14 protein-coding genes are annotated in these 17,049 nt (G+C 67.8%); 4 read left to right on the top strand and 10 right to left on the bottom strand.

What is annotated here, in order from left to right; all coding sequences use genetic code 11:
* Position 1: 1 nt before the first annotated feature.
* Both AC3ITM_RS02990 and AC3ITM_RS02995 read right to left on the bottom strand, forming a co-directional pair.
* The gene (locus AC3ITM_RS02990) at positions 2–832 is read right to left on the bottom strand and encodes an ABC transporter ATP-binding protein (protein ID WP_489268332.1); all 831 of its coding nucleotides are present in this window, start codon (positions 830–832) and stop codon (positions 2–4) included.
* A 2-nt stretch (positions 833–834) separates the two neighbouring features.
* Positions 835–1,947, bottom strand: a complete 1,113-nt coding sequence (locus tag AC3ITM_RS02995) for an ABC transporter permease (RefSeq protein WP_489268333.1) — start codon at positions 1,945–1,947, stop codon at positions 835–837.
* Positions 1,948–2,050: 103 nt separating this feature from the next.
* Here AC3ITM_RS02995 and AC3ITM_RS03000 point away from each other — a divergent pair, with 103 nt between their 5' ends.
* Positions 2,051–3,310 (top strand): threonine/serine exporter family protein, encoded by a 1,260-nt coding sequence (locus AC3ITM_RS03000; RefSeq protein WP_489268335.1) that lies wholly within the window; start codon positions 2,051–2,053, stop codon positions 3,308–3,310.
* A gap of 479 nt (positions 3,311–3,789) precedes the next feature.
* Here the strand turns inward: AC3ITM_RS03000 and AC3ITM_RS03005 are convergent, their stop codons facing one another.
* The 3 genes from AC3ITM_RS03005 to AC3ITM_RS03015 all read right to left on the bottom strand — a co-directional run bounded on the left by AC3ITM_RS03005 (position 3,790) and on the right by AC3ITM_RS03015 (position 6,515).
* Complete coding sequence (locus AC3ITM_RS03005) at positions 3,790–4,164, bottom strand: H-NS histone family protein (RefSeq protein WP_228885698.1); 375 nt, start codon at positions 4,162–4,164, stop codon at positions 3,790–3,792.
* A 153-nt stretch (positions 4,165–4,317) separates the two neighbouring features.
* A complete protein-coding gene (locus AC3ITM_RS03010) occupies positions 4,318–6,024 on the bottom strand; it encodes a proline--tRNA ligase (RefSeq protein ID WP_489268338.1) in 1,707 nt (568 codons plus the stop codon).
* 110 nt (positions 6,025–6,134) lie between these two features.
* Positions 6,135–6,515 carry a DUF4124 domain-containing protein gene (locus AC3ITM_RS03015; RefSeq protein WP_489268340.1) on the bottom strand — a complete coding sequence of 127 codons (381 nt, stop codon included), beginning with the start codon at positions 6,513–6,515 and terminating at the stop codon, positions 6,135–6,137.
* Between the two features lie 159 nt (positions 6,516–6,674).
* Between AC3ITM_RS03015 and pssA the strand changes: the two genes are divergently transcribed.
* The 3 genes from pssA to rimI are packed head-to-tail and all read left to right on the top strand — an operon-like array spanning position 6,675 to position 8,409.
* Positions 6,675–7,454, top strand: coding sequence for a CDP-diacylglycerol--serine O-phosphatidyltransferase (pssA, locus tag AC3ITM_RS03020; protein ID WP_489268342.1), 780 nt, complete (start codon positions 6,675–6,677; stop codon positions 7,452–7,454).
* A complete protein-coding gene (locus tag AC3ITM_RS03025) occupies positions 7,451–7,915 on the top strand; it encodes a hypothetical protein (protein WP_489268344.1) in 465 nt (154 codons plus the stop codon). Before pssA ends, AC3ITM_RS03025 begins: the two co-directional genes overlap by 4 nt.
* Entirely contained in the window at positions 7,912–8,409 is a 498-nt protein-coding gene (gene rimI, locus AC3ITM_RS03030; protein WP_489268346.1) for a ribosomal protein S18-alanine N-acetyltransferase, read from the top strand. Before AC3ITM_RS03025 ends, rimI begins: the two co-directional genes overlap by 4 nt.
* Before the next feature lie 84 nt (positions 8,410–8,493).
* Here the strand turns inward: rimI and AC3ITM_RS03035 are convergent, their stop codons facing one another.
* From AC3ITM_RS03035 to AC3ITM_RS03055, 5 genes are all read right to left on the bottom strand, one after another.
* On the bottom strand, positions 8,494–11,694 hold the full coding sequence (locus AC3ITM_RS03035) for an XVIPCD domain-containing protein (RefSeq protein WP_489268347.1): 3,201 nt from the start codon (positions 11,692–11,694) through the stop codon (positions 8,494–8,496).
* Between the two features lie 67 nt (positions 11,695–11,761).
* Positions 11,762–12,346: a hypothetical protein gene (locus tag AC3ITM_RS03040; protein WP_489268349.1), complete on the bottom strand. Its 585-nt coding sequence runs from the start codon at positions 12,344–12,346 to the stop codon at positions 11,762–11,764.
* 239 nt (positions 12,347–12,585) lie between these two features.
* Positions 12,586–13,410 (bottom strand): EamA family transporter, encoded by an 825-nt coding sequence (locus AC3ITM_RS03045; protein ID WP_489268351.1) that lies wholly within the window; start codon positions 13,408–13,410, stop codon positions 12,586–12,588.
* A gap of 212 nt (positions 13,411–13,622) precedes the next feature.
* On the bottom strand, positions 13,623–16,466 hold the full coding sequence (locus tag AC3ITM_RS03050) for a valine--tRNA ligase (protein ID WP_489268353.1): 2,844 nt from the start codon (positions 16,464–16,466) through the stop codon (positions 13,623–13,625).
* 73 nt (positions 16,467–16,539) lie between these two features.
* Complete coding sequence (locus tag AC3ITM_RS03055) at positions 16,540–16,965, bottom strand: DNA polymerase III subunit chi (protein WP_489268355.1); 426 nt, start codon at positions 16,963–16,965, stop codon at positions 16,540–16,542.
* Positions 16,966–17,049 lie beyond the last annotated feature (84 nt).

Here is a 17,049-nt window from a genome sequence, read left to right on the forward strand (position 1 = left end):
CTTACTCGGTCTCGTTCTTCGTACGTCGCGCAGCACGCGCACGTGGCCCGTGGAAGTACTCCTGGATCCACGGGTGGTCCAGTTGCTCGATCTCGTGCAGCGGCGCATTGGCGATCACCTTGTGGTCGGCCAGCACCGCCACCCGGTCGCAGATGGCATACAGCGTATCCAGGTCATGGGTGATCAGCAGCACGGTCAGCCCCAGGGCTTCCTGCAGGGTCTTGATCAGGCGGTCGAAGGCGGCCGCACCGATCGGGTCCAGCCCGGCGGTGGGTTCGTCCAGGAACAGCAGCGGCGGGTCCAGTGCCAGCGCGCGGGCCAGGCCGGCGCGCTTGCGCATGCCGCCGGACAGCTGCGAGGGCAGTTTGTTGATCGCATCGGCGGGCAGGCCGGCCAGCTTCACCTTGAGCAGCGCCAGTTCGTAATGCCAGCGTTCGGGCAGTTCGCCGTGGTGTTCCTTCAGCGGCACCTGTACGTTTTCGCCCACGCTCAGCGAGGAGAACAGCGCGCCGTCCTGGAACAGCACGCCGGTATTGCGCTCGATATGCAGGCGGTCGGCGCGGTTGCCCGAACGCGCGTCCACGCCGAGCACTTCGATCTGCCCGGCATCGGGCGTGCGCAGGCCCAGGATGCTGCGCATCAGCACCGACTTGCCGGTACCCGAGCCGCCGACCACGCCGAGGATTTCGCCGCGGCGCACGTCCAGGTCCAGGCCATCGTGCACGGTCTGGCTGCCGAAGCGGTTGCTCAGCCCGCGCACGCGGATGGCCAGGCCGGCGGCGTCGGCGGTGCTGTCGTCGGTGACCGTAGCGGTGTCGGTGTCGGCGCTCATCGCTACCAGCCCATCTTCATGAACCACAGGGCGGCGAACGCATCGATGATGATCACCAGCGAAATGGCCTGCACCACGCTGGAGGTGGTGCGCTCGCCGACCGACTGCGCGGTGCCTTCCACCTTCAGCCCTTCCAGGCAGCCGATCAGGCCGATCACCAGGGCGAACACCGGGGCCTTGGACAGGCCGACCAGCATGTTGCGCACTTCCATGGTGTCGTGCATGCGCGCGATATACATCTGCGGCGGAATGCCCAGGTCGAACGCGCCGACGGTGACGCCGCCGGCCAGGCCGGCGACCATCGCAACGAAGGTCAGCAGCGGCAGGGTCACCAGCAAGGCGATCAGGCGCGGCAGGACCAGCAGGTCGACCGGGTCCAGGCCCAGGGTCTGGATCGCATCGATTTCCTCGCGCGCCTTCATCGAGCCGATCTGCGCGGTGAACGCACTGGCGGTACGCCCGGCCAGCACGATCGCGGTCAACAGCACCGCGAACTCGCGCAGGAAGGCGATGCTGACCAGTTCGACCACGTAGATCTCCGCGCCGAAGTCGCGCAGGATGGTCGAGCCGAGGAAGGCGATGACCGCACCGACCAGGTAGGACAGCAACGCGACCAGCGGCACCGCGTCCAGCCCGACCTGTTCCATGTGGTGCACGGTGGCGGTAAGCCGGAAACGACGCGGCTCGCGGATCAGCCGGCCGCCCTTGACCAGGTTTTCGCCGAGGAAGCTGGCCAGCGCCACGATGTTGTGGCCCATGCCATGCACGCTGACGCCGAGCCGTTCCAGCGCGGCGAGCACGCCGAAGTCGCGCTTGGGCTTGGGCCGGTCGTCGGCGACCTCTTCGATGGTGCAGACCAGCGCACGGTGATCGGCGCGGAAATTCAATGCGTCTTCGGCCAGGTCGGCGCGGTGGGCCACGCGCAGCAGTTGCAGCACGCCGGCCGAATCGAGCTGGGTGATGCCGCTGGCGTCGATCGCGGTCAGCCCCTCGGGCATGCCGCGCAGCACTTCGGCCGCGGCCAGCGCGGTATGCAGGGTCCAGTGGCCGGACAACCGGACAAGGCCGGGGTCCTGCGCATCCAGTTCGAGATGGGGGGCTTGGGCTGGCGTCATGGGGGCGTCCTGCACGCAGCATACCTTGTCCGCGTGGACGGCAAGTATGCGCAGGACGACACGGTTGTTCAGCCGGGGCGGGCTTCGGGTAATACTACGTCGCATGTCCGCCGATACCGCCACCATCGCAACCCCCCAGGCCACCTACGCACAGCGGGTGGCGTTCGTTTCCGAGATCGCCGGGCGCCTGCACAGCTATGGCACCACCGCCCAGCGCCTGGAGGCGGCCGTGGTGGCGCTGGCGCAGCGGCTGGACCTGGATTGCGAGCCCTGGTCGAACCCGACCGGGTTGATCCTGAGTTTCAGCGACCCGACCAAGGCGATCGGTTCATCGGACATCACCCGCGTGATCCGGCTGGCCCCCGGTGAAAACGACCTGCATAAACTCAGCATCGCCGACCAGATCACCGACGCGGTGGCCAACGGCACGATGAGCATCGCCCAGGGCCATACCGCACTGCGGCAACTGGACAAGGATCCGGGGCGCCGCGGCAAGATCCGCATGATCCTGTCCTACAGCCTGGGCGCGGCCGGCGTGGCCGGCCTGTGGAAACTGCCGTGGCTGGATATCGCCACCGCTGGCGTGATCGGCCTGCTGATCGGGGTAATGACGCTGTATACCGACCGCCGCCCGGCCAGCCGCGAAGCCAGCGAAGCGCTGGCGGCACTACTGGCCGGTACGGTGGCCGCGCTGGTGGCCTCGTTCCTGGGCCCGCTGAATCTCAATACGGTGATCATCGCCTCGCTGGTGGTGATGTTGCCGGGGATGTCGCTGACCAATGCGGTCAACGAGCTGGCCAGCCAGCATTGGGTGTCCGGGACGGCGCGCTTTGCCGGCGCGATCACCACCATCCTGAAACTGACGGTGGGCGCGGTGATCGCGGTAACGCTGTCGGGCATCATCGGGCTGGACCCGGATGTGCGCGCTTCGCGCCCGCAGGCCGACTGGGTGGAATGGTGCGCGCTGCTGCTGGCCGCGTTCGCCTTCGCGATGCTGTTCAAGGCCAACCGCCGCGATTATCCGTGGGTGATGGCGGCCTCGGTGGCCGGGTATGCGATTTCAAAATTCGCCGGCCAGGCCTGGGGCCTGCCGGCCGGCATTTTCATGTCGGCAATGGCGATGACCGCCGCGGGCAATCTGTTCGGCCGCCTGGTGCAGCGCCCCGGCGCGATCATCCGCCTGCCCGGCATCATCATGCTGGTGCCCGGCAGCACCAGCCTGCGCGGCGTGCTCACCCTGGTCCAGCAGCAGGACATGAGCGCCGGCCAGACGGTGCTGATGACCGTGCTCAACGTGGTGATGGCGCTGGTGGCCGGGCTGCTGTTCGGCAATCTGTTGATTCCGGCGCGGAAGAATCTCTGAACAACCGGTGTTTGCCGGCAACTGCATGGATGCACGGTGAAGAGCGGCGTCTTGATCTTCCGCGCGGGAGGAGGGCGGGCAACCCCATGCGGGACACGCCGTAAACCCCGCTCCGCGGTCCGGCCCAGCCGCTGGCGGCTGTGCGTTCGGGCGAATGCGAGGCAGTGCCTCGCAAGCAATCCGCCCTCACCCCTGGGGGCTTGGCGAAAACTTGCTCGCACGCGCTTTCCTGCGCATCCGGCAAGGCCGGGGTTGGGCATCCTGCCCAACCCGTCCGGCGTATACGCCGGACCCATGTTTTCGACAGTCCCGCATGGGGTTGCCCACCCTCCTCTGGACAGTTCCAAGTGTGCGGAATGGAAAGTCGGCAAATCCGGCCCATGATCGGACGCTCTTCGTTCCGGCACCGCGCATGCCAGGCGAAGAAGAAAAAAAACGCCGGCTTCGCAGCCGGCGTCGTTCAGACCAGCAAGGCCTGCTCAGGCCTTCTTGATCAGGAACTCCTCGACCTTCTTGCCCTTGCTGGTCAGCGCGGCCAGCCAGCGCGGCTGCTTGCCACGGCCGGTCCAGGTTTCCTTCGGGTTGGCCGGGTTGCGGTACTTCGGGGCCACCTTGCCAAGCTTGCGCACGGCCTTGGCCGGGGCCTTGGTGGCCTTGGCCGCACGGCCGCGGGCCGGGGCGGTGCCGCCGAACACTTCTTCGATCGAATAACCGTGGGCCTTGGCCAGCTTGGTCAGCTGCGCACGCACCTTGGTCACCGCCGGGCGCTTGGCCACGATGGTCTGCTGCTTTTTCGCGTTCTTGATCAGGGCGCCCAGCTCTTTGGCGGACAGGCCACTCAGGTCAATACTCATTCAACTACTCCGAAATCTGATTAAGGACGGGGTGAGCCGGTCCTTGGCGTCGCCGACAGCATACATTTCCATTCCGATGCTGCACAGCGCCGCCGCGGATATTCCCGACCGGCCGCACAAACCAAATGCCGGGATATTGCACCCGGCATCCGCTCAACCCGTCAACCGGCCCAGCAGGGCTTGCCGGTCCAGGCTTTCGGCCTCGCTGGCCCGGCGCGAGCGGTATTCAAACGTGCCGGCGGCCAGGCCACGCTCGGATACCACTACCCGATGCGGCACGCCGATCAGTTCCATGTCGGCGAACATCGCGCCCGGGCGCAGGCCACGGTCGTCCAGCGCGGCATCCAGGCCGGCGGCCTGCAGCTGGGCGAGCAGTTCGGCGGCGGCGGCGCTGACGCTTTCGTCCTGCTTGGGGTTGATCACGCACACCACCACCTGCCACGGCGCCATCGCTTCGGGCCAGATAATCCCGGCGTCGTCGTGATTCTGTTCGATCGCCGCGGCGACGATGCGCGAGATACCGATCCCATAACAGCCCATCGCCAGCACCGCCGCCTTGCCGTTCTCATCGAGCACGGTGGCATTCAGTGCCTGGGCATATTGGCGGCCGAGCTGGAACACATGGCCCACTTCGATACCGCGCGCGATCTTCAGCTGCCCGCCATCGGCGGCGCGGTCGCCTTCCTTGGCGTTGCGGATATCGGCCACGTCGGTACCAGGTGTGCCCGGTTCGGGCAGGTCGCGGCCCCAGTTGACCCCGGCGATATGCCGGCCGGCCTGGTTGGCGCCGATCACGAAGTCGGCCATGGCCGCCACGTCGCGGTCGGCGACGATGCGGATCGGCAGTACCGGGTCGAGCGGGCCGAGGAAGCCCGGCTCGCTGCCCAGGTGCGCGGCGATCTCCGCTTCGCTGGCCATGCGGTGGCCCTGCAGGCCGGCCACCTTGCCCAGCTTGATCTCGTTGACGTCGTGGTCGCCGCGGACCAGGGCCAGCACGAAACCGCCCTCGCTCATGATCGCGATCGACTTCACCGTGCGCTCCAGGCCAATGCCGAGCAGGGCGGCAACCGCCTCGCAGGTCTTCTGGGTGGGCGTTTCCACCATGCGCCGGGCTTCGCTGGCAGCCGGGCGCGGGCCCGGTGCTGCGGCCACCGCCGCCTCCTGGTTGGCCGCATAGTCCGACCCGGTGGAGAACACCAGCGCGTCTTCGCCCGAATCGGCGATCACGTGGAATTCCTGCGACGCATCGCCGCCGATCGCGCCCGAATCGGCCTGCACCATGCGGAAGTCCAGGCCCAGGCGGGTGAAGATGCGGCTGTAGGCCGACTTCATGTTCTCGTATTCGCGCACCAGGCACTCATCGTGCAGGTGGAAGGAATAGGCGTCCTTCATCAGGAACTCGCGCGCGCGCATTACCCCGAAGCGCGGGCGGATCTCATCGCGGAACTTGGTCTGGATCTGGAAGAAATTGACCGGCAACTGCTTGTAGCTGGACAGCTCCTGGCGCGCGAAATCGGCCGCGGCCTCTTCGGCGGTGGGGCTGTAGCAGAACACCTGCTCCTTGCGGTCCTTGATCTTCAGCAACTGCGGGCCGAACTTTTCCCAGCGCCCGGTGGTTTCCCACAGTTCCTTGGGCTGGATGGTCGGGATCTGGAATTCCACCGCGCCGGCGCGTTCCATTTCCTCGCGCACGATGCGCTCGACCTTGCGCAGCACGCGCAGGCCCAGCGGCGACCAGATGTACAGCCCCGAGGCCAGCTTGCGGATCATGCCCGCGCGCAGCATCAAGCGGTGGCTGGTCAGCTCCGCGTCGCTGGGGGTTTCCTTGGTGGTGTGCAGGTGGAACTGGGAGAGGCGCATCGTCGGCTTCGCTGAACGGCAGAAGCCGATATTCTGCCAGCCCTGCCGCCGCGCTGCCCATCACGGTGCCGATCAGGTCCGAAGCAGGGGCCCGCACGGCCCGGCCGGACTCAGCCGGCCGGCTTGCAGTAGGCCTTGATCGCCGCCGTGGCCAGTTCCTTCTGGGCGCCACGCTGTTCCGGGCTGAGCGGGGTATCGGCCTTGCCGTCGCCATTGGTGTCCTGCATCACCACCCCGGTGCCGTCGAGCAGCTCCAGGTTGCTGCGCGCGGTGGTGCATTCGCCCGGTTCGGCCGGTGCGGCGGCGACCGGTTCGCTGCGCGGGGCCGGGTCGCGGCCCTGGACCTGGCGGGATTCGTATTTCTGGCCGGCCGGGGGTTTTTCCGAATACTGGGTCACGCCATTGGCGTCTTTCCACTTGTAGACGGTACCGGCATGGGCACTGGCGCTGGCGAGCAGCAGCAGGCAGCACAGCGAGGGCAGGGCACGCATGGCAACTCCGGGCATCGGGTCAGGCCGCCGATTGCAGCATCCCGGCCGGGCGCTGGCAAGCCGCTGGCGACAGGCGGCCCCCCGGGCGGCGGCAGCGGTCGCCGGCGCTTGCGGCACGGTACTGCCCCAAAGGGCACCGCAGCCACTAAACTGGCCGGTATGGATCAGATGAAACCCCCGCCGCGCTCGCGCAGTATTTACCTGCTGCCCAACCTGTTCACCACCGCAGGCCTGTTCGCCGGCTTCTACGCGATCATCGCCGCGGCCAACGGCGACTTCGTCAATGCCGCCATCGCGGTATTCGTCGCGGCGGTCATGGACGGCCTGGACGGCCGCGTGGCCCGGCTGACCGGCACCAGCAGCGAATTCGGCGTGCAGTACGACTCGCTGGCCGACCTGGTCAGCTTCGGCATGGCCCCGGCCCTGGTGATGTACCACTGGTCGCTGTCATGGCTGAAATTCGACGATCCGGTGCTCGGCCGGGTCGGCTGGGCGGTGGCGTTCCTGTATGCGGCCTGCGCGGCGCTGCGCCTGGCCCGCTTCAATACCCAGGTCAGCGTGGTCGACAAACGCTGGTTCATCGGCCTGGCCAGCCCGGCCGCGGCCGGGTTGATGATGTCCTTCGTGTGGGCCTTCGCCGATGGCAACCTGGGCTGGGACGGCAACGAACTGCGCTATGTGGCCTTGGGCGTGACCCTGGTGGCCGCCCTGCTGATGGTCAGCCGGATCCGTTTCTGGAGCTTCAAGGGCAGCGGTGAAAAGGGCCCGCGCGCCGACCGGGTGCCGTTCCTGGCCTTGGCGCTGGTGCCGATCGCCATTGCGATCATGGTCATCGACCTGCCGCGCGTGCTGTTCGCGGTGGGCTTCGTCTACGCGCTGTCCGGGCCGGGCTGTTGGCTGTGGCAGCGCGTGCGCAAGACGGCCGAGCCGGGCGCGTGAGCACGCCGGCCCTGCCGCCGTTGTGGTCCCCGGCGCAGCAGTCGTGGCTGCAGGCGATGGGCTACACCGTGTTCGTGGACGGGCAGATCGAGGAAGTCGCCCCGGTGGCGGCGATGGAAGTACAGGTCGCCGTGGCCGCGCCGCCGCATTCGCCGGCAGCGACCGACAGCGCCCCGCGCGCCGCGCCGCCGCGGCGCAGCGCACCGGCCAGTGCCGAGGCGCCGGCCGCTGCCGCCCCGGCGGTGCTGCCCGAGCGTGGCAGTGGCGCCCGGCGCCCGGCGGTCCGCATGCCCGACCGCCTGCAGATCGCGCTGCTGCGCGCATCGGGCTGCAACCCGTCCGAGCCGGACACCCAGGCGCTCATGGCCGGCTGGAATCTGGACCAATTGCGCGGCAACGCGGCCGCCAAGCGCGCGCTGTGGCCGCAGCTGCGGGCCCTGCGCAAGCGGGGCCGGCCGTGAGTGCGGTCAGTTCACCGCGCCCGCTGTCGCTGCGTGCGTTGCGCGAGGCGGACCTGGATGTGGTGATGGAGATCGAGCTGCGCGGTTATCCGTTTCCATGGACGCGCGGTATTTTCGTGGACTGTCTGCGTGCCGGCTACCCGGCACTGGCGCTGGAAGACGACGGCGCGCTGATCGGTTACGGGGTGTTGAGCCTGGCCGCCGATGAGGCGCACGTACTGAATGTATGCGTGGATCCGCAGCGCCAGTCGTGCGGGCTGGGGCGTTATCTGTTCCGCGCGCTGGTGGCGCTGGCGCGCGAGCATCGCGCGCAGCGGGTATTCCTGGAAGTGCGGCCGTCCAATACGCCGGCGGTGGCGCTGTACCACAGCGAGGGGTTCAACGAGATCGGCCGCCGCCCACGGTATTACCCGGCCCGCGAGGGCCGCGAGGATGCGCTGGTGATGGCGATGGAACTGGTGGACGGGGACATCCAGACGATGCCGCCGCTGTAGCGGCGCCGGATGCATGGATCATGCAGATCGCAGCGCAGATCCGTAGCGTGGAGCGATGAGCGGCGACCGCACGGGTGCCCAGGCTCATCCGCCCGCGCTGGCCGCGGCGACCTGGATCGCCTGCTGTTCGCGCTCATCGTGCATCTGTTGCTCCAGCAACTGCGCCTGTGCCCGTTGCTTCTGTTCCCGGCTGACCACGTCCAGTTGCTCCATGGAGTCGTCCACCGGTGTCTGCACGGCTTGTTCGGTCGGCATGGCGGCACGCTGATGGGCCGGGTTGTCCAGCGCGCCCTGGACCACGAACACGGTATACCCGGCGCCTTTATCGGCCGTGGCATTGCTCAGCAGCACATGATCCACCCGGTCCAGATCGTTGGCCTTGGCCAGCACCAGCAGACTGGCAGTCATCCGCTCACTGACCGCATCGAAACCGCGTCCGTGCTTGGCATCCAGCGCCGCCACACCGTCGCGTATCTGCTGGTACAGCGCGTGGTCGGGGTGAGCAGGATGCAGGGGCATCATCGGGCCACCCACGACGTCCTGTTGTGTGGACTCAGCTAACGGTGCCTCCTGCCTGCCAGCCAACGGCGCGGTCAACTCATGGGTGGCTTGCTCGATGTGTGCAGATGGAGGTGTCTGTTCTACGCTGGAGGCCGATGCCGGCACGATGGGCGGAGTGTGCGCATTCGTGGCGGCCTGCGCTTGTGTGGCCTCCGTAGTCGTTGTCGGCAGGGCGACCTGGTGCGCCTGCAGCGACTCACGTAGTTCCGCGGTACTGGTTGCCGCCGCCTTGACCACCACGCCATCAACACGCTGCAGATGCACGATCGGGCTGTCCACGTCCCAGCTGCCGTCCCCGCGTGGCTCCAACGCCAACGAAGTCGTCCCCGCCGCGATGCCGTGCGCCGCGCGGGTCTTCTCGACCGCCTCCAGGGCCGCATCCAGGGTCTGCGGGAACGGCTGCACCCCATGCTGCAGATAGGTGGCGGCAAGGTCGGCCCGCTCCTGCTCGCGTTCACTCAGCGGCGCCGGCAGTTCAATCGCGGCGATCTGCGCGCGGTGTTCGGCCAGTGCCGGTTGCAGCACGGCATGGGTGGCGTCCAGCTCGCGGCGCAGATTGCCTTCGGCCGGGCGCTCGCCGTCGCGCCAATGGCCATCGGCGCCGCGCTGGTACTGCCGGCCATCGGAGGCGACCAGCGCCTCGGCATCCAGCGCCGCCTGGATCGCCGGCGGCACCCAGCCGTGGCGCTGCCAGTCCTGGGCGGTGTAGACCGCCTCGTAGCGCGCGGCAATGGCCGCGCTGCTCTGGGCCACGTTGCTCTCCACCACCTGCGCCGATAGCCGGTCCAGTTCGGCCGCCCGCTGCGTGCTGGCATCCTCGCGCTCGTAATAGGGGACGCCCTTTTCCATGTAACCGGCCGCCACCAGCCGCGACCATTGGCTGGTATGAGGGTCCTGCTCCCAGTTGGCCGGGCGCAGGCTGGGGCGGTCGGCCGCGGTGGTCGGCAGGCTGTACGGGTCCATCGGCCGGGGCGCATCGCCCATCGCCAGGGCCGCGGCCCGGTTGCTGGCCAGGTAATTCAATTCCGAGGCTTTCTCCGGCAACGCCGAAAACCGCTGCGGGCGGGCGTCGGCCGACGCGCCTGCGGCGTCGGTATTGCCAGTGCCAGTGCCGGACAGGTCGGCCAGTTCCTCGCGGGTCCACTGCGACCCGTTGAACGACCAGGCAACGTGCTCGCGGTCGCTCTGGTTGAAGATCCGGTACTGGTCCCAGCGCTCGGCCAGTTTCTCACCGACCGTACCGCCCAGCAGCGCGCCGTAGGCGATGAACACCAGCACGCCCGGCCCGGTGCCGCTGCCGGCCGCGGCGCCGGCCGCGGCCCCGCCCGACCAGCCGCCCATGCCACGGCCCATGTACTGGTTCAGTTCGGCCTGCGCGCCGTCGGGATTGCTCTGCCCGTACAACAGACCAACCCGGTGGGCGGTGTGGCGGGCGTCGTAAATGCTGGTGGCCACCCCGAGCGCGCCCAGCCCCGCGGCCATGCGCACGCCGGGACGCTCCAGCAGCGGCGTTTGATAGGGCAGCGGGTCGAACCCCTTGCCGCGCAGCCGCGCTACCAGTGCCTCCCCGTCGTTGCTTGACGGGGCCGCTGGCGCGGCGGTCCGGCCCACATCCTGGCGCGCACCGATGGCCTGTTCGAGGATGGTGCGCATCGGCGCGTGGCGCTGCACCGGCAGATCCACCACCGCCCCGGGCGGGCTGTGCCGCGACGGGTCGGCCACCAGTTGGTGGATCTGTCCGGCCAGTGCGGCGCGCTCTACCTTCGGCGCCAGGCGGAACAGCAGGTTGCCCTGCTCGGAGTGGTGCACCACGTTGATCCGCGGGTCCTGCGGTTCGTGCACGCGCTGCAGCAGCGGCTCGCTGAGCAGGGCATTGTGGTAGTCGGTCATCAGGTTCAGGCTGCGCACCCCCAGCCCGCCGCGCAGGTAACTGCCGCCGATATCCGAATGCGCACCGGCCACGCTGACCTGCAGGAAGCGGCCATCTTCGGACATGCCCTGCGGCAGGATCTGGTCGGCCGGGAACAGCCCGCGCCGCTCATGCGCGGCGCTGATCTGGAAGCCGGACACCACCGAGGGCGGCAGGCGGCGGTCCATCAGCTCCATATAGCCGGTGGGCACCGGGTCGTACAGGCCGACCGACATCGGGGTCAGGCCGGGGGCCTTGTGGTAGCGGGTGTACATGGGGTGCAGCTCGCCGTCGGCACCGCGCAACAGCGTGGCGCTTTTCATATCCGGTATGCCGTGCTGCTCGATCATCCGCGCCAGCAGCGGGACCTGGCTGGCGCCGCGGCTGAAGCCCTCCAGGTGCAGGCTGAGTTTGGCGGCGGGGTCGGCTTCGAAGATGGTCTGTGCACGCTCCAGCACCATGTCATAGGTCATTGCCGCGCGTTCCAGGCTGGTGCGCCCCAGCGCGCCGTCCAGGGTCCGGGTCAGTGGGTTGGCCTGGGTGCCCGGGCCTGCGGTGTACTCGACGTGGATGCGTTCTACGCCCGCCAGCTTCAAATCTTCAATTTGATCCTGGAACCGAGCGACGTTGGTGGCATGCACCGGATCCTGCTCGACATCGTTGCCGGTGCCGTCCATCAAAGCCACGATCAAATGCGAGTGTGGATCGGCGCGGTCGAACAGGATTGGCGCCTTGAAGCGCGACAGTGCCTCGGAGGCCTGCGTATAGCTGTGCAGATGGGTCTGGTCGGCGCTGAAATGTGGCACATCATCCATCGGCAGCCCATCGGCGCCCATGCGTATCACCACCCGTGGAGGGGGGCGGGCGGCCGGGGACGGCTGATCAGCCGGCATCGCGCACACCCTCGGCATAGGTGTGGGTCCAGGCCAGCATCAGGTCCCGGCGACTATCGCTGTGTGGATTGGCACGATCCAGCAGATGCTTGGTGACCACCCAGGCCCGCATATATACGTTGAGCGTGCGGTCATTGACTTCCAGCAGGATTTCAACACGCCGCAATGAGCGCGACGTCGGCCAATCTTCCCGCACCTCTTCGCGCGGCACCTTGTGCAGGATCAAACGCTCAGGGAATACCGCGTCCAGATCCAGCACCACCCCGCGCTCGATGCCGTCCAGGGCCGTCCAGCGGATCTCCACCGGGCTGGGGAAGCCATGGCGCTTGAAGTCGCCGCCGCTGCCGAAGGAGGCTTCCCATTTGTCTTTCCAGTCTGGTGCATGAGGTTGACCGGAGGGCCTATCGAGACGCAGAGAATGCTCTTTCCGCGCAAAGACGGTACTGCAGCGCAGCGTGTTGTAGCAGCGTGCGCCGAATGAATAGTCATCGAACCACAGCGGCCAGTCGGGGCGCTCGGCGGGGGCGCTGAGTGGTGCGGTCACTTTCTTGAACAGACCATCGAACTTGAACACGCTGGACCTCCGTTGTCGCCGGGATGGGGAATACTACTGCGCACCTGCCTAGCCCGCCTGCCCAGAGTATGCGGATGCAAGGCCGGGACTGCCATGGCCGATAACGTCAAATCGTGCGCGGCAAGGCCGACCCGCTCAAAGGCGAACAACAGCATTGCGATTGGCGTCATTGCCGGTGCCGTCCATCACAAATGCGAACGCGGGAGCGGCATGGTCGAACACGACCGCCTTGATCCGCATCACGCCACCGGTAACACCGCCGCGCCCGCTACGATCAACCCCGCCGCGATCCAGCGCGGTCGGGTGACCCGCTCGTGCAGGACGAACGCGGAGATCAGGATGCCGAACAGGATCGAGGTTTCGCGCAGCGCCGAGATCATCGCCACCGGTGCGATCGTCATCGCCCACAGCGCCAACCCATACGAGGTCAGCGTGCCGATCCCGCCGATGATGCCCAATCCCCAGTTGCCCCTGGCGTAGGTCCACAGCCGTGGCGCGCGCGTGCACAACGCCCACACCGGCAGCGGCAGCCCGGACAGCAGGAACAGCCACAGCGTGTAGCTCAGCGCGGCGCCGGACTGGCGCGCCCCCCAGGCATCGACCAGGGTGTAGGTGGCGATCACCCCGGCATTGAGCAGCGGCAGCCACAGGTGCTGGCGCGCGCTGCCGCGGGCCATGCACAGGATGCCGGTGCAGATCAGCGCGATGCCGCACCACGCGACCGCCGGCAACGATTCGCCCAGGAGCAGGGCACCGACCAGCGCCACCGCGATCGGCGCACAGCCGCGCATCAGCGGGTAGGACGCGCTCATGTCGGTCACCCGGTAGGTGCGCGCGACCAGGACGTAGTAGATGACCTGCAGCAACGTGGATGCGGCCAGCCACGGCCAGCTGCGCGACGACGGCGCGGGCAGGAAGGGCAGCATGATCGCCGCGATCAGCGCCGCCGAGCCGGTGACCAGGATCGTGGTCAGCAGCGTATCGCTGCCGCGTTTGACGATTGCGTTCCAGCTGGCATGCAACAGGGCGGCCAGCAGCACGGTGCAGAAAATGGAGGGCGACATCGTGTCGGTAGGCACGCATTCCATGGGCGAATGCGCATCATGCCGCAGATGGAAAACCGTGTGTCAGGCGATGTATATCGGCAACGGCCCCCACCCGGTGGCGCCACCCCATGGAGGGCTGCAGGTATCGGCCCAGCCGACGGGTACGCGCCGGTGGCCCGCCCGACAGGTACCGACCATCGGCCGGTACCCCCGGACAAACCGCGCCGCGCTTACAGCTTGGCGCGCTGCTCGACCAGCCCGGCCAGCTGCGCGGTCCATTCGACCAGGCGCACGCGCTCCTGCTCGATCACCGCCGGCGGCACCTTGTCGGTGAACCGGGACAGCTTGGTTTCGCTCTTTTCCTTCTCCGACTCCACCCGGGCGATTTCCTTGTCCAGGCGGGCACGCTCGGCACCCAGGTCGACCAGGCCCTCCAGCGGTACCAGCAGCTTGAGCTCGCCGACGATGGCGGTCGCGGCCGGTGGCGTGCCGGCGGCATCGTCCAGCCACTGGATGCTGTCCAGCTTCAGCAGGAACGACAGCGATGCGCTGTAACGCTGCACGCGTACACGGTCCAGTTCCAGCCCGCCCAGCAGGCGCAGCGGGACCAGCTTGGACGGGGCCACGTTGAGTTCGCTGCGGACCCGGCGCAGGGCGCTGATGACCACCTTGAGCCATTCCACATCGGCCTCGGCCTGGGCGAAATCGCCCTGGAACTCGGCAGCGGTGGGGTAGGGGCGCAGCGACAGCGTGGTTTCGGCCAGGCCCAGGCGCGGGGCCACCTGCTGCCACAGCTGCTCGGTGATGAACGGGGTCAGCGGGTGCAGCAGGCGCAGCAGCGCTTCCAGCACGTACAGCAGGGTGTGGCGGGTGCTGTGCGCATCGGCGGCATCGCCGGCGTTGAGTGCCGGCTTGCTCAGTTCCAGGAACCAGTCGCAGAACTCGTTCCAGGCAAACTCGTACAGGCACTGCGCCAGCAGGTCGAAGCGGTAGTTGGCGTAATGGCCCTGCGCTTCGGCCGACACCGCGGCCAGGCGCGCCAGGATCCAGCGCTCGGCATCGGTGCGCGGGCTCGGCACGCCGGTGAAGGCTGCCCCTTCGGTATTCATCAGCGCGAAACGGCTGGCGTTCCACAGCTTGTTGCAGAAATTCTTGTAGCCCTCGGCGCGGCTCATGTCGAACTTGATGTCGCGGCCGTGGGTGGCCAGCGCGGCGATGGTGAAGCGCAGCGCATCGGCGCCGTGGGCGGCGATACCCGCGGGGAACTCCTTGCGCGTGGCCTTCTCGATCTTCTCCACCATGCGTGGCTGCATCAGCCCGCCGGTGCGCTTGGCGACCAGGTCGTCGATGCTGATGCCATCGATGATGTCCAGCGGATCGAGCACGTTGCCCTTGCTCTTGGACATCTTCTGCCCCTGGCCGTCGCGGATCAGGCCGGTGAAGTAGACGTCCTTGAACGGGATCTTCCCGGTCAGGTTGTCGGTGGCCATGATCATGCGTGCCACCCAGAAGAAGATGATGTCGAAACCGGTGACCAGCACCGACGACGGCAGGTAGCGGTCGAAACCGCGCTCGGCCATCGCCTGCGGGTTGGGCCAGCCCAGGGTGGAGAACGGCCACAGCTGCGAGGAGAACCAGGTCTCCAGCACGTCGCTTTCCTGGTTCAGCACCACCTGCGCGCCGAGCGCGTTGTTCTGGCGCACCTCCGCTTCGCTGCGGCCCACGTAGCAGGCGCCCGTGGCGGCATCGAACCAGGCCGGGATGCGGTGGCCCCACCACAGCTGGCGGCTGATGCACCAATCCTGGATGTTGCCCATCCAGTGGCGATAGGTATTGATCCAGTTCGGCGGCACGAAACCGATCGCGCCCGGCTTGCCATCGGTACCCTCGACCAGCTCCAGGCCACGACGCGCCAGCTCGTCCATTTTCACGAACCACTGGTCGGTCAGGTACGGCTCGATCACCTGGCCGGTACGGTCACCGCGCGGCACCTGCAGCTTGTGTGCCTTGGTTTCGACCAGGATGCCCAGGTCTTCCAGCTCACCCAGCACGGCCTTGCGCGCATCGTAGCGGTCCAGGCCCCGGAAGCGTTCCGGCGCGTTGTCGTTGATCGCGGCCACCGGGGTGAACAGGTTGATCATCGGCAGGCCGTGGCGCACGCCCACCTGGTAATCGTTGAAGTCGTGCGCCGGGGTGACCTTGACCACGCCGGTGCCGAACGCACGGTCGACGTAGTCATCGGCGATCACCGGCACCCGGCGGCCGGTCAGCGGCAGCACCACGCTCTTGCCGATCAGGTGCGCGTAGCGCTCGTCTTCGGGGTGCACCATGACCGCGGTGTCGCCCAGCAGGGTTTCCGGGCGGGTCGTGGCGACCACCAGGTAATCACGGGTTTCGCGCAGGGTTTCCACCCCATCGGCGTCACGCTCGACGTGTTCGTAGCTCAGCCCCTCATCCAGCGTGTAGGCGATCGACCACAGGAAACCGTCTTCCTCGGCGCTCTCCACTTCCAGGTCGGAAATGGCCGTCTTCAGCACCGGGTCCCAGTTGACCAGCCGCTGCCCGCGGTAGATCAGGCCCTGCTCGTGCCAGCGCACGAAGGCCTCGATCACCGCTTCGGATGGCTGCGGGTCCATGGTGAAGGTGCTGCGCGACCAGTCGGCCGAGGTGCCCAGGCGGCGCATCTGCCGTTCGATGGTGTCGCCGGACTGCTGCTTCCACTCCCAGACCTTGCCGATGAACCCCTCCCGGCCCAGCGAATCGCGGGTCTCGCCCTTGCCTTCCAGCGCCAGGTTGCGGCTGACCACCATCTCGGTGGCGATGCCGGCGTGGTCGGTGCCGACCTGCCACAGGGTGTCGTAGCCGCGCATGCGGTGGTAGCGCACCAGCGCATCCATCAGGGTCTGCTGGAAGGCATGGCCCATGTGCAGCGTGCCGGTCACGTTCGGCGGCGGCAGCAGGATGGTGTACGGCTCGCCCTTGCCGGACGGCTTGAAATGGCCGGCCTTCTCCCACGAGTCGTACAACTCGGTTTCAAAGGTTTTCGGGTCGTAGCTGGAGGCGAGTTGGGTCATGCGGGGGAACCGGAAGGCAATCGTAGAAGGATCAGGGCGCCGGGGCCGCCCATCAAGGGGGGCCGGCGTCGGGCTACATGTCGTACTTGTTCAGGTCAAAGCCCAGGGCCTTGTACTGGCGCCAGCGTTCGCGCAGCGGTTCGCGCGCCTGCGGATCGGCCGGCACCACTTCCAGCACGCGGTCGCAGTCGGCCAGGTAGGGATCGTCGCGCAGGTTGATCACCAGCGGGCGCGCCGGGGCCGGCGTGCCGGGGACGGCGATGAGCACCAGGGCTTCTTCCTCGTCCATGTCCTCGCCGGCGATCTGGTGCGGGATGTAGGCCTCGTCGTCGAACGACCACAGCAGCTCGTCCAGTTCCTCGGCCTGGGCCTGGTCGCGGGCCAGCACCAGGGTGAACAGTCCGGCGTCGTTGGCCTTGCGCGCCAGTTCGCAGACCAGGCGCAATGGCTCGGTCAGGAAACGGGGCTTGGCGATCAGGTAGAAATCAGCACGGGACATGGGCAGGCCTGGAACGAAAGGGGAGGCCCGGCGCCAGGCCGGGCGTGATCGGGGCCGCCTGGCGGCAGCCCCGATCGGCACGGC

The organism is Stenotrophomonas sp. KH_029 (genome assembly GCF_057839765.1).

Bases quoted from the DNA above. Each gene is read 5' to 3' on its own strand.
- AC3ITM_RS02990 (WP_489268332.1), bottom strand. From the start codon at position 832: ATGAGCGCCGACACCGACACCGCTACGGTCACCGACGACAGCACCGCC.
- AC3ITM_RS02995 (WP_489268333.1), bottom strand. From the start codon at position 1,947: ATGACGCCAGCCCAAGCCCCCCATCTCGAACTGGATGCGCAGGACCCC.
- AC3ITM_RS03000 (WP_489268335.1), top strand. From the start codon at position 2,051: ATGTCCGCCGATACCGCCACCATCGCAACCCCCCAGGCCACCTACGCA.
- AC3ITM_RS03005 (WP_228885698.1), bottom strand. From the start codon at position 4,164: ATGAGTATTGACCTGAGTGGCCTGTCCGCCAAAGAGCTGGGCGCCCTG.
- AC3ITM_RS03010 (WP_489268338.1), bottom strand. From the start codon at position 6,024: ATGCGCCTCTCCCAGTTCCACCTGCACACCACCAAGGAAACCCCCAGC.
- AC3ITM_RS03015 (WP_489268340.1), bottom strand. From the start codon at position 6,515: ATGCGTGCCCTGCCCTCGCTGTGCTGCCTGCTGCTGCTCGCCAGCGCC.
- pssA (WP_489268342.1), top strand. From the start codon at position 6,675: ATGGATCAGATGAAACCCCCGCCGCGCTCGCGCAGTATTTACCTGCTG.
- AC3ITM_RS03035 (WP_489268347.1), bottom strand. From the start codon at position 11,694: ATGGATGATGTGCCACATTTCAGCGCCGACCAGACCCATCTGCACAGC.
- AC3ITM_RS03045 (WP_489268351.1), bottom strand. From the start codon at position 13,410: ATGTCGCCCTCCATTTTCTGCACCGTGCTGCTGGCCGCCCTGTTGCAT.
- AC3ITM_RS03050 (WP_489268353.1), bottom strand. From the start codon at position 16,466: ATGACCCAACTCGCCTCCAGCTACGACCCGAAAACCTTTGAAACCGAG.
- AC3ITM_RS03055 (WP_489268355.1), bottom strand. From the start codon at position 16,965: ATGTCCCGTGCTGATTTCTACCTGATCGCCAAGCCCCGTTTCCTGACC.